This is a genomic window from Tardiphaga sp. 619_E2_N8_4, from assembly GCF_051810905.1.
GTDB classification, from domain to species: Bacteria; Pseudomonadota; Alphaproteobacteria; order Rhizobiales; family Xanthobacteraceae; genus Tardiphaga; species Tardiphaga robiniae.
The window spans coordinates 2,979,793-3,005,052 of record NZ_JBPWQJ010000001.1; the positions used below are offsets into that span (position 1 = coordinate 2,979,793).

General features: G+C 62.1%; 20 protein-coding genes. 11 read left to right on the forward strand and 9 right to left on the reverse strand.

All coding sequences use genetic code 11. From position 1 onward, the window contains the following. The first annotated feature begins 2 nt into the window (after positions 1-2). Both AB8A23_RS14175 and AB8A23_RS14180 read left to right on the forward strand, forming a co-directional pair. Positions 3-1,220: an NAD(P)/FAD-dependent oxidoreductase gene (locus AB8A23_RS14175; RefSeq protein WP_439059392.1), complete on the forward strand. Its 1,218-nt coding sequence runs from the start codon at positions 3-5 to the stop codon at positions 1,218-1,220. Further along, on the forward strand, positions 1,220-3,925 hold the full coding sequence (locus AB8A23_RS14180; RefSeq protein WP_439059391.1) for a molybdopterin-dependent oxidoreductase: 2,706 nt from the start codon (positions 1,220-1,222) through the stop codon (positions 3,923-3,925). Before AB8A23_RS14175 ends, AB8A23_RS14180 begins: the two co-directional genes overlap by 1 nt. A gap of 4 nt (positions 3,926-3,929) precedes the next feature. Here AB8A23_RS14180 and AB8A23_RS14185 read toward each other — a convergent pair whose 3' ends face one another. The 9 genes from AB8A23_RS14185 to AB8A23_RS14225 form a co-directional block, all read right to left on the reverse strand. Continuing rightward, positions 3,930-4,742 carry a carbohydrate ABC transporter permease gene (locus AB8A23_RS14185; protein WP_068735498.1) on the reverse strand — a complete coding sequence of 271 codons (813 nt, stop codon included), beginning with the start codon at positions 4,740-4,742 and terminating at the stop codon, positions 3,930-3,932. 2 nt (positions 4,743-4,744) lie between these two features. Beyond that, a complete protein-coding gene (locus AB8A23_RS14190; RefSeq protein ID WP_439059390.1) occupies positions 4,745-5,704 on the reverse strand; it encodes a carbohydrate ABC transporter permease in 960 nt (319 codons plus the stop codon). Next, the gene (locus AB8A23_RS14195) at positions 5,701-7,023 is read right to left on the reverse strand and encodes an ABC transporter substrate-binding protein (RefSeq protein ID WP_439059389.1); all 1,323 of its coding nucleotides are present in this window, start codon (positions 7,021-7,023) and stop codon (positions 5,701-5,703) included. The genes AB8A23_RS14190 and AB8A23_RS14195 overlap by 4 nt, the downstream gene beginning before the upstream one ends. A 172-nt stretch (positions 7,024-7,195) precedes the next feature. Then, positions 7,196-7,981: an IclR family transcriptional regulator gene (locus tag AB8A23_RS14200; protein WP_120291451.1), complete on the reverse strand. Its 786-nt coding sequence runs from the start codon at positions 7,979-7,981 to the stop codon at positions 7,196-7,198. A gap of 27 nt (positions 7,982-8,008) precedes the next feature. Beyond that, a complete protein-coding gene (locus AB8A23_RS14205; protein WP_439059388.1) occupies positions 8,009-8,776 on the reverse strand; it encodes an SDR family NAD(P)-dependent oxidoreductase in 768 nt (255 codons plus the stop codon). Beyond that, positions 8,776-10,503 carry an FAD-dependent oxidoreductase gene (locus AB8A23_RS14210; protein WP_439059387.1) on the reverse strand — a complete coding sequence of 576 codons (1,728 nt, stop codon included), beginning with the start codon at positions 10,501-10,503 and terminating at the stop codon, positions 8,776-8,778. The genes AB8A23_RS14205 and AB8A23_RS14210 overlap by 1 nt, the downstream gene beginning before the upstream one ends. A 6-nt stretch (positions 10,504-10,509) precedes the next feature. Then, positions 10,510-11,715, reverse strand: coding sequence for an ABC transporter substrate-binding protein (locus tag AB8A23_RS14215; protein ID WP_115029955.1), 1,206 nt, complete (start codon positions 11,713-11,715; stop codon positions 10,510-10,512). 196 nt (positions 11,716-11,911) lie between these two features. Further along, positions 11,912-12,835: a response regulator gene (locus tag AB8A23_RS14220; RefSeq protein WP_089265236.1), complete on the reverse strand. Its 924-nt coding sequence runs from the start codon at positions 12,833-12,835 to the stop codon at positions 11,912-11,914. Next, the gene (locus tag AB8A23_RS14225) at positions 12,825-16,199 is read right to left on the reverse strand and encodes a hybrid sensor histidine kinase/response regulator (RefSeq protein WP_184518869.1); all 3,375 of its coding nucleotides are present in this window, start codon (positions 16,197-16,199) and stop codon (positions 12,825-12,827) included. Before AB8A23_RS14225 ends, AB8A23_RS14220 begins: the two co-directional genes overlap by 11 nt. Positions 16,200-16,360: 161 nt before the next feature. Here AB8A23_RS14225 and urtA point away from each other — a divergent pair, with 161 nt between their 5' ends. The 9 genes from urtA to AB8A23_RS14270 all read left to right on the forward strand — a co-directional run bounded on the left by urtA (position 16,361) and on the right by AB8A23_RS14270 (position 25,073). Next, positions 16,361-17,620 carry an urea ABC transporter substrate-binding protein gene (urtA, locus tag AB8A23_RS14230; protein WP_089265234.1) on the forward strand — a complete coding sequence of 420 codons (1,260 nt, stop codon included), beginning with the start codon at positions 16,361-16,363 and terminating at the stop codon, positions 17,618-17,620. A gap of 133 nt (positions 17,621-17,753) precedes the next feature. Then, on the forward strand, positions 17,754-18,680 hold the full coding sequence (urtB, locus tag AB8A23_RS14235) for an urea ABC transporter permease subunit UrtB (RefSeq protein ID WP_089265233.1): 927 nt from the start codon (positions 17,754-17,756) through the stop codon (positions 18,678-18,680). Between the two features lie 36 nt (positions 18,681-18,716). Beyond that, positions 18,717-19,862, forward strand: coding sequence for an urea ABC transporter permease subunit UrtC (urtC, locus tag AB8A23_RS14240; protein WP_175366595.1), 1,146 nt, complete (start codon positions 18,717-18,719; stop codon positions 19,860-19,862). 9 nt (positions 19,863-19,871) lie between these two features. Continuing rightward, entirely contained in the window at positions 19,872-20,627 is a 756-nt protein-coding gene (gene urtD / locus AB8A23_RS14245) for an urea ABC transporter ATP-binding protein UrtD (protein ID WP_068735525.1), read from the forward strand. Positions 20,628-20,637: 10 nt separating this feature from the next. Beyond that, positions 20,638-21,327 carry an urea ABC transporter ATP-binding subunit UrtE gene (urtE, locus tag AB8A23_RS14250; protein WP_068735526.1) on the forward strand — a complete coding sequence of 230 codons (690 nt, stop codon included), beginning with the start codon at positions 20,638-20,640 and terminating at the stop codon, positions 21,325-21,327. A gap of 49 nt (positions 21,328-21,376) precedes the next feature. Beyond that, the gene (gene fmdA / locus AB8A23_RS14255) at positions 21,377-22,606 is read left to right on the forward strand and encodes a formamidase (protein WP_439059386.1); all 1,230 of its coding nucleotides are present in this window, start codon (positions 21,377-21,379) and stop codon (positions 22,604-22,606) included. Between the two features lie 78 nt (positions 22,607-22,684). Next, on the forward strand, positions 22,685-23,026 hold the full coding sequence (locus AB8A23_RS14260) for an FmdB family zinc ribbon protein (RefSeq protein WP_439059385.1): 342 nt from the start codon (positions 22,685-22,687) through the stop codon (positions 23,024-23,026). 68 nt (positions 23,027-23,094) lie between these two features. Then, a complete protein-coding gene (locus tag AB8A23_RS14265; protein ID WP_439059384.1) occupies positions 23,095-23,934 on the forward strand; it encodes an aldo/keto reductase in 840 nt (279 codons plus the stop codon). Between the two features lie 185 nt (positions 23,935-24,119). Further along, a complete protein-coding gene (locus AB8A23_RS14270; RefSeq protein WP_414716979.1) occupies positions 24,120-25,073 on the forward strand; it encodes a DMT family transporter in 954 nt (317 codons plus the stop codon). Positions 25,074-25,260: the final 187 nt, after the last annotated feature.

A 25,260-nucleotide genomic window follows, 5' to 3' on the forward strand; every position in this document is an offset into this window, starting at 1 on the left:
ACGTGAGCGAGCCGCTGGTCATCATTGGTAACGGAATGGCAGCGGCTCGGCTCGTGGACGAGCTGGCGAAATGCGCGCTCGGTCGATACGCCATCGCCGTCATCGGAGACGAACCGCGGCTCGCCTACAATCGCGTATTGCTGTCGTCGGTGCTGGCCGGTGAGGCGACGTCCCAGGAGATCGAGCTGAAGCCCGCCGTCTGGTGGCGCGACCGCGGCGTCACGCTGAAATACGGCGCGACGGCGACCGCCATCGACATGGCCGCGCGCGAGGTTACGACATCGACCGGCAAGCATGTGCCGTTCTCAAAACTGGTCATCGCCACCGGTTCATCCGCACTGCGGCTGCCGGTGCCCGGTGGTGATCTCAAGGGCGTGCATGTGTTCCGCGACAGCCGCGACGTGGACCTGCTGCTCGAACTCGCCGCGCAGAAGAAGCGCGTCGTCGTGGTCGGTGGCGGCCTGCTGGGTCTCGAAGCGGCCTATGGTCTCGCCAAGGCGGGTGCTGACGTCACACTGATCCATCTGATGGACCGGCTGATGGAACGTCAGCTGGATGCACCTGCAGCGAACCTCCTGAAGACGCTGGTCGAGCGCAAGGGCGTCAGGATTCTGCTCAATGCCAATACCGCGCGTATTCATGGCAACGATTGTGTCGAGAGCGTCGAACTCGCCGATGGCCGCACGCTTGACGCCGATGCGGTGATCTTTGCGGCCGGCATTCGGCCCAACACGTCCCTCGCCAAGGAAGCGGAAATCCCGGTCAATCGCGGCATTGTCGTCAACGACCAGATGGCAACCGGCACCGACGACGTTTTCGCACTCGGCGAATGCGCCGAGCATCGCGGCACCTGCTACGGCCTCGTCGAGCCCGCCTACGAACAGGCCAGGGTGTTGGCGCGCCATCTCGCGGGCAAGGCCGCTGCCTATACGGGCAGCGTGCTCTCTACAAATCTCAAGGTCTCCGGCGTCAGCGTTTTCTCCGCTGGAGACTTCATGGCGGGCGAAGGCAGCGAGACGCTGCTGCTCAACGATGTCCGCCGCGGCACCTACAAGAAGCTGGTGATCGCAGATGGCGCGCTCACTGGCGCCGTGCTGGTCGGCGATACGCAGGATGCGCTGTGGTATCTCGAACTGATCCGCAGCGGTGCTGATATTTCCGATATCCGCGCCGAGATGATGTTCGGCCGCGCACTCGCCGTCCGCGCGGAGGCGGCGTGATGAACGCGGTCGATCCGCATCTGCATGTCACGCGCACCACATGCCCTTACTGCGGCGTCGGTTGCGGCGTGCTGGCGACGCCGGACGGCAACGGCGGCGCAGCGATTGCGGGCGATCCCGCGCATCCCGCCAATCTCGGGCGGCTCTGCTCGAAGGGATCGGCACTCGGCGAAACGCTGAGCCTCGACGAGCGTCTGCTGCATCCGATGATGCGCAGCGACGACGGCGAGATGGCGCAGGTCGCCTGGAGCGATGCGCTGGATCATGTCGCCGAAGGATTTCAGAAGGTCGCCGCCGAACATGGCCCCGGTGCCGTAGCCTTTTATCTCTCCGGCCAGCTGCTGACCGAGGATTACTACGTCGCCAACAAGCTGATGAAGGGTTTTCTCGGCAGCGCCAATGTCGATACCAATTCGCGGCTCTGCATGGCCTCATCCGTGGCTGGCCACAAGCGTGCGTTTGGCGCCGATACGGTGCCGGGGTGCTACGAGGATCTCGACCAGGCAGATCTGCTGGTGCTGGTCGGCTCCAATGCCGCCTGGTGCCATCCGGTGCTGTATCAGCGCATGCTGGCCAACAAGCAGACGCGGGGCGCACGGATCGTCGTGATCGATCCACGCCGCACCGACACGGTTGGCGATGACGATCTGTTTCTCGGCCTGAGGCCGGGTACTGATACCGCACTGTTCAGCGGGCTGTTCGCCTATCTCGCCGATAACGGGGCGCTCGATCGCAGCTATATCGATGAGCATACGTCAGGCTTTGACGACGCGCTGGCGCGGGCTAGAACCATCGCCGGCAGTGTGGCGGCGACAGCAAAGGCGACGGGACTCGACGAGATCGATGTCGCGACCTTCTTCCAGATGTTCAAGGCGACGCCGCGTGTGGTCACGCTGTATTCGCAGGGCGTCAATCAGTCGGCACAGGGCACCGACAAGGTCAATGCGATCCTCAACTGCCATCTGGCCACCGGCCGCATCGGCAAGCCTGGCGCGTCGCCGTTCTCGCTGACCGGCCAGCCGAATGCCATGGGCGGCCGCGAGGTCGGCGGCCTCGCCAATCAACTTGCAGCCCATATGGGCTTCACGCCTGTTGATATCGACCGTGTGCGCCGCTTCTGGAAGGCACCGCATATCGCCACCCATGAAGGCCTCAAGGCTGTGCAGATGTTCGAAGCCATCGGCCGTGGCGAGATCAAGGCGTTGTGGGTGATGGGCACCAATCCCGCGGTGTCGCTCCCGGATGCCGATGCCGTGCGCGCGGCGCTGAGCAAGCTCGATCTGTTCGTGGTGTCGGAGAATGTGCGCTCCAACGACACTGTGAATGCCGGTGCGCATGTGCTGCTGCCAGCACTGGCCTGGGGCGAGAAGTCCGGCACGGTGACCAATTCCGAACGCCGCGTGTCGCGGCAACGCTCGTTCCTCCGCGCGCCTGGCGAGGCGCGACCGGACTGGTGGGCGCTGAGTGAAGTCGCCAAGCGCCTGGGTTATGGCGCGTCATTTGCCTACACATCGGCCGCCGAGATTTTTCGCGAGCACGCGGCCCTTTCGGCCTTCGAGAACAACGGCCATCGCGACTTCGATATCGGCGGATTGATGAAGGTCTCGGATGAGGCCTTCGACACCATGGCCCCGGTGCAATGGCCGGTGCGCGAGGGCACCACGAAGCCGCAGGCGCGGTTCTTCGCCGGTGGTCAATTCTACGCCAATGACCGGCGCGCGCGTTTCATCGCGCCGGAGGCGCCGGAGCTGCGCACGCAGGTGTCAATCGAGCGCCCGCTACGTTTGAACACTGGCCGCGTTCGCGATCAGTGGCACACGATGACGCGCACGGGTCTCAGCCCGCGGCTCGGCCAGCATATCCCGGAGCCCTTCGTCGAGATCCATCCTGACGATGCTGCGCAGTTCGCCATTGTCGATGGCGGGCATGCGCGGCTGACGACCGACTATGGCGAATGCGTGCTGAAAGTCATTGTCAGCGAACGCCAGCAGCGCGGCATGCTGTTCGCGCCGATCCACTGGAACGACGAGACCGCGGGGTTCGCGCGTGTCGGTGGACTTGTCGCACCGATCACCGACCCGTTCTCCGGTCAGCCCGAGAACAAGGCCACGCCGGTGGCGATCGCATCTGCGGTGTTTGCACAGCGTGGTTTCGTGCTCTCGCGTAGTCCGCTGGAGATGCCGTTCGGGGTGCAATGGGCGCGCGTCGCGGTCACGGGCGGCGTCGGTTATCTGCTCTCGGACAATACCGACGTCGAGACCTGGCAGAGCTGGTTGAAGCCGTTGCTGGGCGATGATGCCGCTGAATACGAAGACGCCGGCCAAGGTGTGTATCGCGCGGTGTCGTTCAAGGATGACGGGATCGAGACCTGTCTGTTCATCGGCCCGACGGAGGGGGCGCTCTCCTGGGATGCCGTGAAGGAATTATTCGCGGCCGAGACCGTGAGCGACGACCAGCGCCGTACGCTGCTCTCTGGAAAGTCCGCAGATGGTGCTGCGAGTGCAGGGCCCATCGTCTGCGCCTGCTTCGGCGTCGGCCGCAACACGATCTGCGATGCCATCGCAGCCGGTGCGGGGACGGCTGCGGAGATCGGCGCGAAGCTCAAGGCCGGCACCAATTGCGGCTCGTGCATTCCGGAGCTCAAGCGCCTGATTGCCGCGAGCGAAACGGCGCCGGATGAGCAGAGGAAGGTTGCTGCGAGTTAACTCGTCACTTCACCGCGCCCGCGGTCAGTCCCGCCACGATCTGCCTTTGTGCAAACATCGTCAGCAGCAGCACCGGCAGCGTCACGATCAGGGCGGCCGCTGCCAGCGGCCCCCAGCTCAATTGATCGAATGAGATCATGTTGTAGACCGCGACCGGCAATGTCCGCGTTTCCCGTCCTGCCAGCACGATGCCGAACACGAAATTATTCCAGGAGAAAATCACCGAGAGGATGAAGGCAACGGCGATGCCGGAGCGAGCAATCGGCAGCGCGACGTGGCGGAACACCTGCCAGCGGGTGGCGCCGTCGATGATGGCGGATTCTTCGAGCTCCATCGGTGTCGTCTCGAAATAGCCGATCATGATCCAGATCACGATCGGCACTGTCACCACAAGGTGGATGATGATCTGCGGCCACAACGTGCCGAGCAGGCCGAGCCATTGGAACAGCAGGAATAGCGGGATCAGGTAGGACAGGCCGGGCGTGATGCGCGCGATCAGGATGACGATGGCGGATTTGCGCGCGCGCATGCGCGCGATGCCGTACCCGGCAGGCACGCCGATGATGAGAGCGAACAAGGTCGCCGAGCCGGTGACGATCAGCGTGTTGAAGAAATAAGTCATGAATCGCTTGGATTCGATGACGGCGGCGTAATTGCCCCAATTGATGCGCTCGGGGATGAAGACCGGCGGATAGGAAGCGTTGTCGATCTCGAATTTCAGCGACAGCGACAGCATCCAGAGGAAGAACAGCACCGCTGGCGAGACGATGACGATGAAGGCGAAGGTCAGGCCGAGTTTGTTGAGAAAGTCCCGCATGATCAGGCACTGCCTCCGGCTTCGTTCCAGTGGGTGCGCTGGCGCAGATGCAAGAGCGCGCCGGCGAGGGCAACGATGAGCGCGAAGAATACGACCACGATCGCGGAGGCATAGCCGACGTCGTAATAGACGAAGGCGACGCTGTAGAGATAGAGGTTGATGGTTTCCGAGGCGCTGCCGGGACCGCCTTGGGTGATGGCGAAGATGATGTCGAAACTCTTCACGGCGTCGATCATGCGGATCATCGCCGCGATGAACAGGAACGGCGTGATCATCGGCAGCGAGATGTAGCGGAAGGTCTGCCACGGTGTCGCGCCGTCGATCTGGGCGCTTTCATAGGGCTCGGTCGGAATGGCGCTGAGGCCGCCGAGCACGATCAGCATGACCAGCGGCGTCCATTGCCACGTTTCCACCAGCACCAGCGACGGGATTGCGGTGGCGGGATGGAACACCCAGAGCGATGGCGGTAGGCCGAACAGCGATAGCAGATAGTTCAGCACGCCGAGCTGCGGGTGGAACATCATCGTCCACACCAAGGCGATAGCGACCGGCGTTGCCATCATCGGCAGGATGAATAGCCCGCGGAAGAAGCCGCGCAGCGGAAACTTGTTGTTGAAGATCACCGCCGCCAGCGTGCCAAGGATCAGCGGCAGCGCGACCGATAGCGCCGTATAGACCAGGGTGTGCCCCACGGATTCCACAAAACGCGCATCGCTTGGCAGCCTGAGATAATTGGCGAAGCCGACGAAAGTCGGCGCTTGGCCGACCTTCCATTCGTGCAGGCTCATCCAGATCGTATAGACCCACGGGAAGATGATGACCGCCATGACGACGATCATCGCTGGAATCACGAACGGCCAATAGGAAATTGGCCGCCACTCGTTCTTTTTCGCAGTCGCCGTTTCGGCCCCGACCGTTGCGGTCGTTTTGGCGACTGCCTTTCCCGCTGTCAGTTCGCTCACGATTTTTCGCTGCGCTCCAGAATCGGCCGGAACTGTTCGTGGGCCTTCTTCAGCTCGGTAGCCGGATCCGCGCCTGCCAAAGTCGCAGTCACAGCGGCGCCGACAAGGTCGCGGAATTCGGCGACAGGCACGATGACCGGCAGGCCGAGCTTGCTGATCTTGGCCGAGGCGATCACCGAATCCAGCCACTCCTGGTTCTTCACGCCCTTGCGCACCGTCTCGTCATTGAGGATCGAATTGCGGAACGGCACGCCGCCGCCGCTCTGCAACAGCCGGGCGCCCATGGTCTTCGACACCGCCCATTGGCAATAGAGATAGGCGGCTTCCTTCTTGGTGCTGGTCTTGGCGATGCCGATGCCGTCGCCATAGGCGGCGGAGAATTGCCCCTTCGGTCCGGCGGGCACGACGGTGTAGCCAATCTTGCCGACCACGCGCGACGCATTGGGATCCTCGATCGGCGGTGCCCAGCCGACACCGTCGATCCACATGGCCGCGCGGCCCTGCGTCAGCGAGGCCATCGACTCCATCCAGTTGAAGCCCGCGACGCCGGGAGGTGCCGTCTTGGTCAGAAGACGCTGATACATCTTGGTCGCTTCGATCGCCTCGGGCCCATCGGTCAGGATGTTGCCCTTGGCGTCGAGGAATTCGCCGCCATAGTTGAGGAAGAAGTTGGTCCACAGCGTCATGTTGGCGTTGCGGAGGCCACGCCCGGTGAAACCATAGATGCCGTTGGCGGGATCGTTGAGTTTCTCGGCGGCGGCTGCCATCTCATCCATGGTTTTCGGAACTGCGACGCCCTTCTTGGCGAACATTTCCTTGTTGTAGTACAGGATGAAATAGTCCACCGACCACGGCAGTGAATGCATCTGGCCCTTGTCGTTCTGCGCGAATTGCAGACCGCCGGTGGAGAAGTCTTCAACTTTCAGATCCGGCGCGGTGAGGTTCGGATCTTTCATGAAGCCGGTGAGATCGGCGAGCCAGCCGGCCTTTTCGAACTGGCGCTTCTGGACGTGGTAGCTGACATGCACGACGTCGAAGCTGGGCTTGCCCGAGGTGAGCTCGATCACGGCCTTCTGGCGCTGCTGTTGCTCCGGGATCACTTCGGATTCGACCTTGATGCCGGTTAGTTCCGTGAATTCGGAGGCGTATTTCTGCAGCAGTTCGCCGCGCGGACCCTTGATCAGATTGGCTTCAATCGTGGTGCCTGCGTACTTCTTCCAGGCGGGATCGGCGAAAGCTGGAATGCCGGTGAGGCCAAGCGCGCTGGTGGCGAGCGCCCCCTGCACAAAGGCACGACGTGTCGGGCCGTAAAGAGCCATGTGTCATCCTCCCTCGAGCCGCCTTGACCGGCGGTGATTTTATGGTCGCTCCCCGTGGACCGGAGATGCGCCTAAGGGATCGTAACACGATGGACTGGGGCGACAAGGCCACGCGTCGGGTTGTCAGACAACTTTGCACGCTGCACGCATCTTACGCAGATTGCTGCGCTGCTCAGTCCTTGACGTCGCGGCCGAGCCGACGCGAGATCGCATTGGTGCAATCGAGCAGGGCGCTGGCGATTGGGCTGTTCCAGTTGACGTCGAAGGTGCCCACCGCGCCCATGGCGGTCACGGCGAGAACCACCGCGCCGCTGTGATCGAACACCGGTGCGGAGAAGGCATTAACGCCGCGCAGGGGTTCGCCAACGGCGCGGGCCAGCCCGCGCGTGCGAATGTCGGCGAGGATCTTGTCGATGGCCGGGCCTTTTATCTTCCGGTTCGGGTCGTAGCCGATCGAGAGCCGATCGAGATCCTCGGTGAGCGCGGCATTGATGGTTGCGGGTGGCATGAATGCCGCGAATATCCGCCCTGTCGCGGTTTCGAGCAACGATACCGTGGAGCCCACGCGCATGGCGATATGTACGGGATGACTGGGCTCCTCCATGCGCACTACGGTGGGTCCATGGGTACCCCAGATCGCCAGCGAGACGGCGTGGTCGATGGTGCCGGCCAATGCCGTGATGGCCGGCGTTGCGACGCGAACCGCCGACAGGCGCCGCAGCGTGACGATGCCGAGTTCGAGGGCGAGCGCACCGAATTCATAGCGGCCGGTGGAGGGGTCCTGCTCGATCAGGCCGATGCGGGAGAAACTGGCGAGATAGGGATGCGCCTTGGCCGGTGACATTCCGGCCTCGCGGGCCAGATCCCGCAGCATCATCGGTTCCCCATTGCGCACCAGCGCTTGCAGCAATTCACCCCCGACCTCGATCGACTGAATACCGCGACTCTCTTTAGCCATGCTTGCCCCAAACCAGTGCCGCGGACACTACACGGCCAGAAAGCCTCCATCCACTGGCAAGGTCACGCCTGTGACATAGGACGCCATGGGGGAGGCGAGGAAGACCACGGGGCCGATCAGCTCATCGGGCTGGCCGACGCGGCCCAGCGGCGTGCGGCCGAGGAAGCCCGCCAATCGTGCGGGATCGTTGCGTGTCGCTTCGGTCATGGCCGTCTCGATCACGCCGGGCGCAATGGCGTTGACGCGCACGCCGTCTTTGGCGACTTCGCGCGCCAGCGCTTGCGTCAGAAGCTTCACGCCGCCCTTGGACGGCGAATAGCCGAGCGTATCGGCGACGCCGACGAAAGAGGCGATGGAGGCAAGATTGATCACGCTGCCACGCCGGGCGCGCAAGGCCGGCAGGAAGGCATGGGTGACGTTAAACACGCCGTTGAGGTTGACGTCGAGTACGCGCCGCCAGTTCTCAACCGCGCGCTCGGAGTCGATGCCCTCGCGAATGATGATGCCGGCATTATTGATCAGGATCGAAATGTCGCCGGCACTCGCCTTGACGGTCTGCGCGAGCTGTTGGCAGGCATCGACATCCGTGACGTCGAGATGATGATGCCATGACCGCTGCCCGGTGGCTGCAATATCGCCGGCCGTGCGTGCGGCGCCATCGCGGTCGATGTCGGCCACCATAACATCGGCGCCATGTGCAGCCAGCCCCAGCGCAATCGCACGACCGTTGCCGGCGCCGGCACCCGTTACAAGCGCCAATTGACCCTTGAGCAGATGGGGTGCGAAGCTGGCCATCATGCCGCCTTTACCGGTGTGCCGGCGAGGTGGCGGCCGGCGATATAGCCGAAGGTGAGCGCGGGGCCGAGCGTGATACCCGCGCCGGGGTAGTTGCCGCCCATGATGCTCGCCATGTCGTTGCCGGCCGCATAGAGGCCGTTGATGACCTGACCGCCGGCATCGAGCGCGCGTGCCTGCGCATCGGTCCTGATGCCGGCATAGGTGCCGAGATCGCCGATCACCATCTTGATGGCATAGAATGGCCCCTGTTCGATGGGTGCTACGCAGGGGTTCGGCCCGTGATTGGCGTCACCCTGATAGCGATTATAGGCGCGTGAGCCCTTGCCATAGGCGGGATCGCGGCCTTCGGCGGCGGTGTTATTGAATTGCGCGACAGTGGTGACAAAGCCGCCGGCGTCGATGCCGGCCTTGCCCGCGAGTTCTTCGAGCGTGTTGCCCTTGATGAGATAGCCCGAGTTCAGATACTGGCCGATCGACATCGGGAAGGGCGGCACGGCGCCGAGTCCGTATTGGCGCAAGGCGCGGTGGTCGCAGACGAGCCAGGCCGCGATTTCCTCGCCGGGCTTCGCTGCCTTCATCATCTGCTGAACGAAGGCGTGGTAGGAATTGCCTTCATTGGCGAAGCGGGCACCGTCGCGCATCACGGCAATCACACCCGGTTTGGCGCGGTCAATGAAATGAGGCATCACGCCCTTGCTGCCATCCTTGCGATGAGTGACCGAGACCGGCACCCAGGCAGCGGCATTCGGCAATGAATCTTCGACACGGCCGCCCACGGATTCGGCCAGACGAAGACCGTCGCCGGTATTGCCGGTTGGACCGGGCGAATAGTGCTCTCGGCCGGTCGGTGCATGCGGAAACATTGCCTTGCGCCGTTCGATGTCATGCGGGAAGCCGCCGCATGCGAGCACCACGCCGCGGCGTGCGAAGATGCGGACGCGCTTGCCGTTGCGTTCGATGATGGCGCCGCGGACCGCGCCGTTCTCGATGATCAGTTCACGCACCGGGGACGATAGCCAGAGCGGGATCTTGAGGTCGAAGGCCGACTTGGCGAGCCGGCCGGCGAGTGCGTTGCCGTTGGTCAGTGTCATGCCGCGGCCATAGCGCAGCACGTTCATGAAGTGCTTCGACAGCCGCTTGGCCACATAGACCGCCGAGGTCAGCGACTTGGTCGCGCGCATGAAATGGATGATGTCCTTGCCGGAGCCAAGCATGATGCCAAACACCGTCAGTTCGGGCAGGGGCGCGCCGATATCTTTGATATGTTCGCCGAGCTCACGCCCGTCGAACGGCCGCGCCACCATGGAACGGCCGCCCTGCTTGCCGCCGGGCGCCTCCGCATCGTAGTCGGGAAAAGTCAGCGGCATATCGAAGCGCACCGCCGTCTTGCTTGTGAAGAAATCAACCGCTTCGGGCCCTGCGGCGAGAAACGCATCGACGCGTGCGGCGTCGTAACTGTTGCCGGCCTCGTGGCGCAGATAGGTGCGCGCCTCGTCAGGGCCTTCATTGATGCCCCAGGCGCGCGCCAGCGAGGTGCCGGGAATCCACAGCCAGCCGCCGGAGCGTGCGGTCGTGCCACCGAACCGCGGCTCCTTTTCGACGATCAGGACATCGAGCCCGCTATGTTTGGCGGTAATCGCCGCCGACATGCCGGAGCAGCCGGAGCCGGCGACGAGTACGTCGCATTCATAGAGCTCAATATTCGCTTTGGGATCAGCAGCCATGAGACCTTACTTTTTCAGTAATGGGCATTTCGATTCAGAGATGGGCCGGAACGCGTCATCGCCCTTCACGGTCTTGACGATGTCGAGATAATCCCACGGCTCTTTGGATTCCGACGGCTTCTTGACGCGGGCCAGATACATGTCGCGAATGACGCGGCCGTCCTCGCGCAGCTTGCCGCCATGCACGAACGTGTCCTCGATGGGCAGTTCGCGCATCTTGGCCATCACCTTGGCCGGATCGTCGGTGCCGGCAGCCTTGATGGCCTGGAGATAGTGCAGCACCGAGCCATAAACGCCGGTCTGGATCATGGTCGGCATCACCTTGGTGCGTTCGAAAAATTTCTTCGACCAGGCGCGCGTCTTGTCGTCCATGTTCCAGTACGATGCTGTCGTGAGATAGGTGCCTTGGGCAGCCTCGAGTCCGATTGCGTGAACGTCGGTGTCGAACATCAGCAGGCCGACCAGTTTCTGGCCGCCCTTCACGAGGCCGAATTCACCGGATTGCTTGATCGAATTGTCAGTGTCCTGGCCGGCATTGGCGAAGGCGACGACTTCAGCCTTCGAGTTCTGCGCCTGCAGCGCAAAGGATGAGAAGTCGGCGGTGTTGGTCGGATGGCGAACGCCGCCCAGCACGGTGCCACCGCTCGCCTTGATGAAGCGCGTCGCGTCCTGTTCAAGCTGATTGCCGAAGGCGTAGTCGGCGGTGATGAAGAACCATGACTTTCCACCGCCGGCGACTACAGCAGAGGCCGTCACCTTCGCAAGCGCGTAGGTGTCGTAGGTGAAGTGGACCGTGTTGGGGCTGCACAGCTCATCCGTGAGCGTGCTTGCGCCGGGGCCAGACAGCAGCGCGATCTTGTTGCGGTCCTTCGCCAGATTATGAACCGCGATGGCGATGGCGGAGTTCGGGATATCGACAACGGCGTCGACCTTGCCGGCATCAAACCAGTTGCGCGCGATCTGGATGCCGACGTCAGACTTCATCTGATGATCGGCGCTGATGATCTCGATCGGCTTGCCGAGAACGGTCGGGCCGAATTCCTCGAGCGCCATCTTCGCGGCTTCGACGGAGCCGGGGCCGCTGTTGTCGCGCCCCCAGCTTGAGAGATCGGTGAGAACGCCGATGCGAACGACGTCGTCGGAGACCTGAGCGGAGGCAGTGGATGTCCAAAGCGTGAGCGCGGCTGCGCACACCAGGAACTGGCGTGTCATCTGTTTCTCTCCCCAATGCGGCCTCGTGTTGGGCCATTCATTCTCTGTTTTTCGACAAATTAGATATTGGCGAAAAGGTTTGTCAATAGCGAATTCGCGCGTGGAAAGGTGCGAGCACGCGCCGCGATGCCGCGCGTGCGGTGCAGTATCAGACCGATTGGAGCAGCGGTCGAACTACGCGACGATCACGTCGCGGCTATTGCCGTCTGTGGCTCGCATTCACCGCAATTGCTGCAGCCGCAGTACGGTTCTCGACGCCAAGTTTGGCGTAGATCTGCTCAAGATGCTTATCGACGGTGCGGGGGCTGAGGCCAAGAATCTGCGCGATATCACGGTTGCTCTTGCCCTTGCTGAGCCAGGACAGCACTTCGCCCTCGCGGCCGGTGAGGCCAAGCTCCTTGCTGAATTCGGCGGGAGCGGTTGGCGCGTTTTCCTTGGCGAGCCGCAGCAGGAATTCGTCGGAGCCGACTTTCCCCATATATTGCAGACGCAGCAGCTCGTTGCTCGGAAAGCCCGATGATGGTGCCGGTTTGGCGCCCGGCCGCTGCATCTGTTCGAGCCACTGCATCATGACTGGTGGCAGCAGCAATTCATCATTGGGGGCGGCGATCAGGTGATCGCTGAGCAATTTCTGCGCCTGCGGTGTGGCCCAGAGGATATTGCCCTTGTTGCTCACGGCAAGGAGGAAGCGTCCGGAGACATCGAGCGCGGTGCGCGCACTCTGCGTCAGCCGCGCATTGGCGAGATGCACGCGGATCCGCGCCAGCATTTCCTCGATGATGATCGGCTTGGTGACGTAATCGACGCCGCCGGCCTCGAGTCCGCGCACGATATGTTCGGTCTCGGAGAGCCCGGTCATGAAAATCACGGGCACGTCGCCGAGGCCCGCGTCGCGCTTCAGCCGGCGACAGGTTTCGAAGCCGTCGATTCCCGGCATGACGGCATCCAGCAGGATGATGTCCGGCGTGATCTGTTCGACAATGCGCATCGCAGCGGCGCCGTCCATGGCCACCATCACGGTCATGCCGGCGCCGTCCAAGGCATCAGTTAGCAGCCGCAATGTTTCCGGCGAGTCATCTACCACCAGTGCGACGTCGCGCTTTTTGGATTCAGTGGTCATAGGTGTACAGCGTCTTCAAGGTGGCCATGTATTGATCGAGGTCGAAACGATCGATCAGCGAGCGCATCTGCGCGACGAAGTCGGCATGTTCGGGGTGTTCATTGCCGATCTCGTCGAGCTTCAACTGGATGGCGCGAATGTGCCCCATCTGCCCGAGGCTAATGAGTTCCTCTACATGATGCACGGGCGGCCGGGCGCCGCTATTGGGCGTCCATTGCGGCAGCGGTGCCACTTCGTCGCGTTCGTATTGCCATTCGATCTTCAGGAGTTGTCCGATCTGTTCCAGCAGCCGCGGCAGTTCGATCGGCTTCATCAGGTAGCCGTCATGGAATGGCTGGGCGAGCGGCGCGCCATGGGCTTCCAGCGCGCTGGCCGAGACCATCAGGATACGCGCTTGATGGTGGCCCGACGACCGTAGCTTCTCCGCGACGGTCCAGCCGTCCATGCCGGCCATGGAAATATCCAGCAGGAACAGGTCCGGACGGCAATGCTGGGCGAGGCTGAGGCAGGCCTGGCCATCGGGCGCGCTCAGAAGGATGAAGCCCAGCGGCGTGAGCACCTGACGCAAGAGGTCGCGCTGCGTCGGATCGTCGTCGGTCACGAGAATGGTCTTTCTGATACCGTGATAGCCATAGATCGGCGCATCCACCGGCGCGATGCGCGTCGGGTTGGTCACTTCGGACAACAGCATCTTGACGCGGAACGTGCTGCCGGTGCCGACCTCGCTGGCGACGCGGATATCGCCACCCATCACGCCGGCGAGTAATTTGCTGATGGTGAGGCCAAGGCCGGTGCCCGTATGCGGCTGCGCTGCGCCGAGCGCGCCGCGTTCGAACGGAGCGAAGATGCGCTCGAGATCATCCGGCCGGATGCCTGGTCCGGTGTCGATGATTTCGAATTCGGCGACCGGGCTGCGGTAATGGATTACGAACTGCACGCTGCCGTGTTGGGTGAACTTGATGGCATTGGAGAGCAGGTTGATCAGGATCTGGCGCAGCCGCTTCTCGTCCGCATAGACGACCGTTGGTAGGATGTTCGGCCGTCGGAATACGAAGTCGATCCCTTTGGCCGCGGCCTGCAGGCGGAACATGCCGACGAGCTGATCGAGGAAATCGGTGAGACGGACTTCGTCGCGCGAGAGATAAAGGCGCCCCGCCTCGATCTTGGAAATATCAAGAATGCCGTCGATCAATCCGGAGAGATGATCGGCGCTGCGCTTAACGACACGCACCTGATCGCGCGGGCGGGTCTGCAGGCTCTCGTCCTGTTCCAATAGCTGCGCATAGCCGCTGATGGCATTGAGCGGCGATCGCAGCTCGTGGCTCAGGCCGACCACATAACGGCTCTTGGCGAGGTTGGCGGATTCTGCGACCTCCTTGGCGCGCTGCAGTTCGGCATCGGTGCGCTTGTGCGCGTCGATTTCCTGCATCAGCAGGGTGGTCTGCCGCTTGGTCTCGGCTTCAGCGGCGCGGCGGCTTTGTTTGGCCAGCACGAATAGCCATGCCACCACGCCGATGATGATCGCCAGCGCGAAGAACACTTTCCACAGCACTTCCGAGACCTGCGCACTGTCTCCCGGCGATGCGGCGGAGGTCTGCAGATAGATCAGTCCCAGCGTCAGGCCGACGAGACCGGCAGCGATCACGAACACGCCAAGATAATGGCCGAGCTGCGAATTGAGCCGGGCCAGGATCGGCTCCGGCAGCAATTTGCCGAACGTCGCCGACATCTGTGCGTCGATCCGCGCATGCGGCTTGCAGAGATCGTGGCAACGCGCATCGAGCGAGCAGCACAGTGAGCAGATCGGGCCGGCATAGGCCGGGCAATGCGCCATGTCCTCGGGCTCGAACGAATGTTCGCAGATACAGCACTGGATCGCTGCCATGTTCTGCCAGGCGCGCTTCGGCTTGCGGGCAATGTAGTATTTCCCGCCTGTCGCGAAGGCGATGATGGGGGCGGTGGCGAGCGCGGTGATCAGCGCCACGAAAGGCGATAGCGCCTTGGCCGTGGGCCCGAACAGGCCATAGAAGGCGCTGACCGACATCACGGTTGCTGCCAGCATGGCACCGACGCCGACCGGGTTGATGTCGTAGAGATGCGCGCGCTTGAACTCCATCTGCTGCGGGCGCAGCCCGAGTGGCTTGTTGATGACCAGATCGGCCACCAGCGCGCCGACCCATGCAATCGCAACGTTCGAGTACAGCGCCAGCGTCTGCTCCAGCGCCTTGTAGACGCCGATTTCCATCAGCAGCAGCGCGACCAGCACATTGAACACCAGCCAGACGACGCGGCCGGGATGGCTGTGGGTGAGGCGCGAGAAGAAATTCGACCAGGCGATCGAGCCGGCATAGGCATTGGTGACGTTGATCTTGAGCTGCGACAGGATCACGAAGGTTCCTGTCAAAGCGAGCGCCAGATCAGGCTGCGACAGCACATAGCGAAACGCTTCGAGATACATATGCGCGGGCTCGGCGGCGTGCTCGGCCGAGACGCCGTGGGTCAGCGCGAAATAAGCGAGGAACGAGCCGGCCAGCAGCTTGATCGCGCCGACAATGATCCAGCCCGGGCCCGCGCACAGCAGCGCCACCCACCAGCTCGCACGCGAGCTGCGGCGGTCGCGCGGCAGGAAGCGCAGGAAGTCGACCTGTTCGCCGATCTGCGCGACCAGCGAGAATACGACCGAAGCGGCCGTGCCAAACAGCAGGAGATCGAGATGACCGGCGGCGCTGCCGTGGTCGCCCGGAAATTTGGTCCAGGCCACGAAGGAGTCGCGGCTGGCATAGGCGATGGCTGCGAAAGGCAGCAGGTTGAGCACCAGCCAGATCGGCTGGGTCCAGAGCTGGAAACGGCTGATCAGCGTGATGCCATGGGTCACCAGCGGGATGATGACCACGGCCGATATCAGGTAGCCGATGGGGCGTGGAATATCGAAACACATCTCCAGCGCCGAGGCGAGAATGACCGCCTCGATGGCGAAGAAGATGAAGGTGAAAGACGCATAAATCAGCGAGGTAACAGTCGAGCCGATATAGCCGAAACCGGCACCGCGGGTGAGGAGATCGATATCAATGCCGCATTTTGCGGCATAATACGCGATCGGCAGTCCGCAGCAGAAGATGATGACGCTGACCACCAGGATCGCAGCGGTGGCGTTGGTCATGCCGTAATTGATGGTGATGGTGCCGCCGATGGCCTCAAGGGCGAGAAACGAAATGGCGCCCAATGCCGTGTTGGCGACCCGCGCGGCGGACCAGCGCCTGGCGCTCTTCGCCGTAAAGCGGAGTGCGTAATCCTCCAGGGTCTGGTTGGCGACCCATTGATTGTACTGGCGTCTCACGCGGTCGATACGCTGCCGCCCTGCCACTACTTCGCTCCTGACCCTGTCAAACTACGCATGTTTGCGTGATGCAAAAACCTACGTCGGCATTTTGCGGTGCAGTATACGCGATCTCGCGTATCCGTGCACCGCACAAGTTCAGCAATGCTTGCCTCACCAATAGGCGTACTCGAACCAGTGGGGTTGAAATGTCAGACGAGAAGAAACCGGGCTTGCACTCGCCGTTGCGGCGTAAACTGCTGATGGGCATGGCGGCTTTGCCGGCAATGTCGCTGCTTCCGCGCACATCTTTTGCGCAGGCGCCGGCCACCTCGGCCATCAATACCACCGGCCTTGCGGTTACCGATACGGAAGTTACCGTCGGCATTCTGCATTCCGTCACCGGTACGATGGCGATCTCGGAAACCGGCTCGGTTCAGGCTGAAAAGCTCGCCATCGACCAGATCAACGCCATGGGCGGCGTGCTCGGCCGCAAGATCAAGTTCATCCAGGAAGACGGTGCCTCGGACTGGCCGACCTTCGCTGAAAAGGCCAAGAAGTTGCTGGTCAATGACAAGGTCGCTGCCATCATGGGCTGCTGGACCTCGGCCTCCCGCAAGGCGGTGCTGCCGGTCATGGAACAATATAACGGCATGCTCTACTACCCGACCTTCTATGAAGGTCTCGAGCAGTCGAAGAACGTGATCTATACGGGTCAGGAAGCTACCCAGCAGATCCTCGCCGGCCTCGACTGGGTCTCCAAGACCAAGAACGGCAAGAGCTTCTATCTGATCGGCTCGGACTATATCTGGCCGCGCACGTCGATGAAGATCGCCCGCAAGCACATCGAGGGCAAGCTCGGCGGCAAAGTGTCGGGGGAAGAATACTTCCCGCTCGGCCACACCCAGTTCAACTCGGTGATCAACAAGATCAAGCTGACCAAGCCCGACGTGATCTATGCGGCCGTGGTCGGCGGCTCCAACGTCGCCTTCTACAAGCAGCTCAAGGCGGCCGGCATCGACCTGTCGAAGCAGACCATGCTGACCATTTCGGTAACCGAGGACGAGATCGACGGCATCGGTGGTGAAAACATCGCGGGCGCCTATGCCTGTATGAAATACTTCCAGTCGCTGGATAATCCGAACAACAAGGAATTCGTCGCTGCCTTCAAGAAGATGTGGGGCGAGAAGACCGTGATCGGCGACGTGACGCAGGCCGCCTATCTCGGCCCGTGGCTCTGGAAAATGACGGTCGAAAAGGCCGGCTCCTTCGATATCGACAAGATCGCACCTGCGTCTGCCGGTATCGAATTCACCAAGGCGCCGGAAGGCTACGTCAAGGTCCATCCGAACCACCATCTGTGGTCCAAGGCCCGCGTCGGCCAGGCCCAGCTCGATGGCCAGTTCAAGGTCGTCTACGAGACGCCCGAACTGATCGAGCCGGATCCGTTCCCCAAGGGCTACCAGTAAGCCGTCCTCCTCAAGCGCGGAGCGTGCCTCCGCGCAGCTTCTCCCTGGCGCGGACGACCTATCCGCGCACGACAACCCCGCGTCGCGTCTCATCGCGCGGCGCGGGACCCTTTCCCTGACGGAGGACGGATCGATGTTCGGCGACTATTCGATTGGCGACCTTGGCGCCATCTTTGCAATGCAGGGCTTTGCCGGCCTGATCCTGTTCTCGGTCTATGTGCTGATGGCACTCGGCCTCGCAATCATCTTCGGGCAGATGGGCGTCATCAACATGGCGCATGGCGAATTCATGATCCTCGGCGCCTACGTTACCTGGCTGACGTCGAGCTTCTTCCAGTCGCATCTGCCGTCGCTGTTCTCCGGCTACTTCTTCGTCGCCATGATCCTCGCCTTCATCGCCTCCGGTGCGCTGGGGATGTTGGTCGAATGGGGGCTGATACGGCATCTCTACAAGCGTCCGCTCGACACGCTGCTGGCGACCTGGGGTCTCAGCCTGATCCTGCAGCAGGCCTATCGCTCGGTGTTCGGTGCGCGCGAAGTTGGTGTCGAGCTGCCGCAATGGATGATGGGCTCCAAGCAGGTCACCGATACGATCGAGGTGCCGATCAACGGCATCTTCGTGATGGTGCTGACGCTGGGGATCACCATGGTGGTCGCCTACATCATGTACAAGTCGCGTTGGGGTCGTCAGGTTCGCGCCGTGGTGCAGAACCGCGTGATGGCCGGCGCCGTCGGCATCAATACCGAGAAGGTCGACCGCTACACCTTCGGCCTCGGCTGCGGCATCGCGGGGATCGCGGGCTCCGCCTTCACCATGATCGGTTCGACCGGCCCGACCTCCGGCCAGCTCTACATCGTCGACACGTTCCTCGTCGTGGTGTTCGGCGGCGCGGCCAGCCTGTTCGGCACCATTGCCTCGGCCTTCACCATCTCCCAGGCGCAGTCGACCATGGAGTTCTTCATGTCCGGCTCAATGGCCAAAGTGCTGACGCTGCTCACCATCGTCGCGATCCTGATGATCCGGCCGCAGGGCCTGTTCGCCCTCAAGGTCCGCAAGTAAGCGCGTGCAGTACAGACAGAGCAGGGCAATCATCACATGATCAATTCACGCTTCTTCAACCGCTCGGAGCTTCTCGGTTTCCTGTCGCTGCTGCTGCTGCTCGCGGTGATCCTGCCGCTGTTTCTCGATGTGTTTCGTCTCAACCTCGTCGCCAAATATCTGACCTATGCCTTCGTCGCCTTGGGCCTTGTGATGTGCTGGGGTTATGGCGGCATCCTAAGCCTCGGGCAGGGCGTGTTCTTCGGCCTCGGCGGCTACTGCATGGCGATGTTCCTGAAGCTGGAAGCCTCCAGCGTCGCCAACACTAAGATCCAGTCGACCCCCGGCATTCCGGATTTCATGGACTGGAACCAGATCACGTCGCTGCCGATGTTCTGGAAGCCGTTTCACTCGCTGACGCTGACGATCATCGCCATTCTCGTGGTGCCAACGCTACTGGCCTTCATCATCGGCGCTGCGATGTTCAAACGCCGCGTGGGCGGCGTCTATTTCGCCATCATCACCCAAGCCATCGCAGCGATCGCCACCATCCTGATCATCGGCCAGCAGGGTTACACCGGCGGCATCAACGGCATGACCGACCTGCGCACGCTGAACGGCTGGGACATCCGCACCGATCACGCCAAGGTCATTCTCTACTTCTTCGAAGTCTTCGTGCTGTTCGCCTGTATCATCACCGCGCAGTTTATCCGCCTGACCAAGCTCGGCCGCATCCTGGTGGCGATGCGCGAACAGGAGGACCGCGTCCGCTTCTCCGGCTACAGCGTCGCCAATTTCAAGATCTTCGCCTTCTGTGCCGCGGCGATGTTCGCGGCAATCGGCGGCGCCATGTTCACGCTGCAGATCGGCTTCATGTCGCCGTCCTTTGTCGGCATCGTGCCGTCCATCGAGATGGTGATCTACACGGCCGTGGGTGGCCGCATGTCCATCTTCGGTGCGGTCTACGGCACGCTACTGGTGAACTACGCAAAGACCATGCTGTCGGAATCCTTCCCCGAGCTCTGGCTGTTCGGCCTCGGCGGCTTGTTCATTGCCGTGGTGCTGTTCTTCCCCAATGGCCTGTCCGGCATCTGGCGCGATCACGTGGCGCGCCACATCGATCGCCTGATTGCCATGCGCTCGTCTAAATCCAAGAAGGCTTGGGCCATCAAATCCGCCGCCGACGGCGCGCCGGCCGAGTAAGGGGACATCATGCTCATCGGACATCAGCCCAAAGAGTTTTTGCTCGCGGTCGAAGGGCTCACCGTTTCCTTCGACGGCTTCAAGGCGGTCAACGATCTCTCCTTCTATGTGGAGGAGAACGAGATCCGCGTCATCATCGGCCCCAATGGCGCGGGCAAGACCACCGTCCTCGATCTGATCTGCGGCAAGACCAAAGCCACGTCGGGCTCGGTGCAGTTCCGTGGCACGGAGCTGACCAAGCTGAAGGAAAACCAGATCGTGCAGGCCGGCGTCGGCCGCAAATTCCAGACACCGTCGGTGTATGACGATCTCACCGTCTTCGAAAATCTGGAGATTTCCTATCCGCGTGGGCGCTCGGTGTTCGGTTCGCTGATGTTCAAGCGTGATGCGGCGGTGCGCGAACGCGTCGAGGAAGTCGCCGAGATGATCTTCCTGAAGGATCGCCTCAACATGTATGCCGATGTGCTCTCGCATGGCCAGAAGCAGTGGCTCGAGATCGGTATGCTGCTGATCCAGGATCCAGACCTGCTGATGCTCGACGAGCCCGTCGCCGGCATGAGCGTCAGCGAGCGCGTCAAGACGGCGGAGCTGCTCAATACGATCATCAAGAACCGCTCGGTGCTGGTGATCGAGCACGACATGAAATTCGTCGAGGACATCGCCCACAAGGTGACCGTGCTGCATCAGGGACAGATCCTGTCCGAAGGCACCATGGAGAAGGTTCAGAACGATCCCAAGGTCATCGAAGTTTATCTGGGTCATTGAGGAGATCATCATGCTCGCGATCAACGATCTCCACGTCGCTTACGGCCAGAGCGAAGTCCTGCATGGCCTGAATGTCTCGGTGCAGCCCAACGAAATCGTGGCCATCATGGGCCGCAACGGCATGGGCAAGACCACACTGATGAAATCGCTGATGGGAATCGTGCCGACCAAGTCCGGCTCGGTGACCATGGAGGGCAAGGAGCTCGGTGCGCTCAAGAGCTATGAGCGCGTCGCGCGCGGCCTCGCTTACGTGCCGCAGGGCCGCATGATTTTCTCTCATATGACGGTGAAGGAGAATATCGAGACCGGCCTTGTCGCCTCCGGCGAGAAGGAAGTGCCGGGCGATCTCTATGAGCTGTTCCCGGTGCTGCTGGAAATGAAGGGCCGCCGCGGTGGCAATCTCTCCGGCGGCCAACAGCAGCAGCTTGCCATCGCCCGCGCGCTCGCCACCAAGCCGAAGGTGCTGCTGCTGGATGAACCCACCGAAGGCATCCAGCCGTCGATCATCAAGGACATGGCCCGCACGCTGAAGCACATCCGCGACACCAAGGGTCTTTCGATCATTGTCTCCGAACAGGTGCTGAGTTTCGCGCTCGATGTCGCCGACCGCGTGCTGGTGATCGAGAATGGTGAGATCGTTCGCGACGAAGCCCGCGAGGGCATCGATGCCGCGCAGATCGCCAAGTACCTGTCCGTCTAATTCACCACGCGTCCAACCACCAAGACCAGTAACCGAAGGGGAGCATTGAATGCCAGATACACTGATCAAGGTCGACCTTACGCAATCGGCCTACGACAACGACATGATTCACAACCGCTGGCATTCGGACATTCCCATGGTCGCATGGGTCAATCCCGGCGATGATTTCGTCGTCGAGACCTATGACTGGACCGGCGGCTTCATCAAGAACAACGACAGCGCCGACGACGTGCGCGATATCGATTTGTCGATTGTGCACTTCCTGTCCGGCCCGATCGGCGTCAAGGGTGCGGAGCCCGGCGACCTGCTCGTGGTCGACCTGCTCGATGTCGGCCCGATGAAGGATAGTCTCTGGGGCTTCAACGGCTTCTTCTCCAAGCAGAATGGCGGCGGTTTCCTGACGGATCATTTCCCGGAAGCGCAGAAGTCGATCTGGGACTTCAAGGGCATGTACACCTCGTCGCGCCATATCCCGGGCGTGAATTTCGCCGGCCTCATCCATCCCGGTCTGATCGGCTGTCTGCCAGATCCGAAACTGCTCGCCACCTGGAACGAGCGCGAGACCGCGCTGATCGCGACGAACCCGACCCGCGTGCCCGGCCTTGCCAATCCGCCGTTCGGCCCGACTGCTCATATGGGTCGGCTGAAGGGTGAGGCGAAGGAGAAGGCTGCGGCCGAAGGCGCACGCACCGTGCCGCCGCGCGAGCATGGCGGCAATTGCGACATCAAGGATCTGTCGCGCGGCTCGAAGGTCTATTTCCCGGTCTATGTCCCTGGCGGCGGTCTCTCCATGGGCGACCTGCACTTCTCGCAGGGCGACGGCGAAATCACCTTCTGCGGCGCCATCGAGATGGCCGGCTGGCTGCACATCAAGGTCGATGTCATCAAGGACGGCGTGTCGAAATACGGTATCAAGAACCCCGTGTTCAAGCCGTCACCGATGACGCCGAACTACAACGACTTCCTGATCTTCGAAGGCATCTCTGTCGATGAGCAGGGCAAGCAGCATTATCTCGACGTGCATATCGCCTATCGTCAGGCCTGTCTGAATGCCATCGAATATCTGAAGAAGTTCGGCTATTCCGGCGCGCAGGCCTATTCGATCCTCGGCACCGCGCCGGTGCAGGGCCACATCTCCGGCGTCGTCGATGTGCCCAATGCCTGCGCCACACTATGGCTGCCGACGCAGATCTTCGACTTCGACATCAATCCGTCGTCGGCGGGCCCGATCAAGCACATCAAGGGCGACATCCAGATGCCGCTCTCGCCGGACAAGTAACGCGGTCAACTCGGCTGCGGGGTTGGCGTCACGACCCCGCAGCACCTTTTTCTAATGTGCGAACGAGAGTGAAGCGCCATGCCGGTCTATGAATATCTTTGCGACGATTGCGGTCCGTTCACCGACATGCGGCCGATGGCCGAATGCGATGATCCGCAGAGCTGTCCGCATTGCGCGACACAGGCACCGCGTGTGATCCTGACCGCGCCGGCGTTCTTCTGCATGCCCTCCGACAAGCGCAAGGCCCACGCCACCAACGAGCGCAGCCGCAACGCGCCGAAGACATCGGCGGAATACAAGGCCGCGCACGGGGCTGGCTGCGGCTGCTGTTCCGGCAAGAAGCCGTCGCGACTGGTGAAGCAGACCCGCTCGGGCGCCAAGAGCTTCCCGACAGCGCGGCCGTGGATGATCAGCCACTGACTCCTCTGAATTGATGCGCTAAAGTCCACTCCCGTGTGCCTCATTGCCGCGGGAGGCGGAGGCGCACCATGCGACACAATCCATTCGGCCAAACCAAGCGCGACGCCTCAGTCATCGGGCAGGGCACCTGGTATATCGACCACAGTGACCGCGCTGCGGTGGTCAGGGCGCTGCAGGCCGGCCTCGATGCCGGCATGAGCCATATCGACACGGCCGAAATGTATGGTGACGCGGAACTCGTGATTGCAGAGGCCATCGCCCGCCGTCGCGACGAGGTGTTCCTGGTCTCCAAGGTGCTGCCGAGCAACGCATCACGGAAGGGCACCATCGCCGCCTGCGAGCGCTCGCTGAAGCGGCTGGGGACTGACCGGCTCGATTGCTACCTGCTGCACTGGCGCGGTCAGGTGCCGCTTGCCGAGACCGTTGCTGCCTTCGGAGAGTTGAAGGCCGCCGGCAAGATTGCCTCCTGGGGCGTCAGCAATTTCGATGTCGACGATCTCAACGAACTGTCGAAACTTGCAGGCAAGGGCGCCATCGCCTGCAATCAGGTGCTCTATCATTTGCAGGAGCGCGCCATCGAACATCGCGTGATCCCGTGGTGCGAGAGCCATGGCGTCGCCGTCGTGGCCTATTCGCCGTTCGGTCATAATGATTTCCCGTCGACGCGCTCGCCGGGCGGCAAAATCCTGCAGCAGATCGCCGATGCCCATCTGGCCACGCCGCGGCAGGTGGCGCTCGCTTTCCTGATCCGTCAGCCAACGGTCTTCGCAATTCCGAAGGCGTCTTCGGCCGCCCATGCGGCGGACAACGCGGCGGCGAGTGCATTGACGCTCAGCGCGGCCGAACTGGCTGATATTGGAAAGGTATTCCCGCTCGGCCGGGAGCCTTCCAGTCTGCCGATGCTGTAGGGATGCGGTAATCGATGTTGCGCTGCACGCTGGCCGCTGATGCATCGGCCGGCATAGGCTTTTTTGCCTGCCTGCATATCCGTGTCCTGATATCGGCAGTTGTCCCGGCCTCGTGATCGTCGTTTTGTGAGCCGTATTCGATTCGGCTCGCATGCACCGACGAGCCCGCATATTGGTCCCCGCTCGTGACAAGCCATGTTCCGCCGCCGAAGACTGCTGCCCCTGTATCGGCGCATCGCCATACCGACCGGCCGCTGCGCGGCATTCTGATGATCATTTGCTCGACGGCGTTTCTGGCGTCATCGGACGCGATGGCGAAATATCTGTCGCGCACGGGCATGCCATCGGTGGAGATCGCCTGGATCCGCTTTCTGGTGTTCGTCGTGATCCTGCTGCCGATCGTGTTGGCGCCGGCCTCGGGCAATCCGATGCGCTCGACGCGGCCGCTGCTGCAGGTATTTCGCGGGCTGGGCCTGTTGTGTTCGTCGATCTTCTTCATCATGGCGCTCGGTTATCTGCCGATCGCGGAAGCGACTGCGACTGGCTTCATCTCGCCGCTATTCGTCACCGGGCTATCGGTTCTCTTCCTCGGCGAAAAGGTCGGTCTGCGCCGCTGGACCGCCACCATCGCAGGGCTTCTGGGCGTATTGATCATCGTGCGGCCGGGTACCGCGGCGTTTCAGCCCGGTACGATCTTTCCGATCATTTCGGCGCTGGGCTGGGCGACCGCATTGGTGCTGACGCGCAAAATCAGCGGGGCCGACCGCGCCATCACCACGATGGCGTTCTCGGCGATCACCGGCTTTCTCGTGCTCAGTGTCATCGTGCCGTTCTACTGGATCGTGCCGAGCTGGACGCAGATCGCGCTCGGTGTTGGTATTGGCGTTGCCGCTACTGTCGGCCACTGGATTGTCGTATTGGCCTTCCGCTATGCGGATGCATCGGTACTGGCGCCGTTCTCCTATGTGCAGCTGGTGTGGGTGACGCTGATCGGCTTCTTCCTGTTTAGCGAAGTGCCCGATGCTGTCACTTTCGCCGGTGCTGCAATCATCATCGCCAGCGGTGTCTACACCGCACATCGCGAACGCGTGCGCCGCGCGCAGGTCACCGCGCCGGCGGAACCTTATCCGAGCGCGTAATGATGAGCTGTTGATCGAGACAGGTCGTCCCCATAGCTCGATTTCCCCTGAGCCATGGCGCTTGCGGTGGGTACATCCGAATGTGTTGCATATTTTTCCGCAAACGTGGACGATGATACCCGGCATATTTCGGGCTTTATCGCGGCTTAAGAATAACAGCTCTTCTGTGCAATTTTTCCGTGAGTTT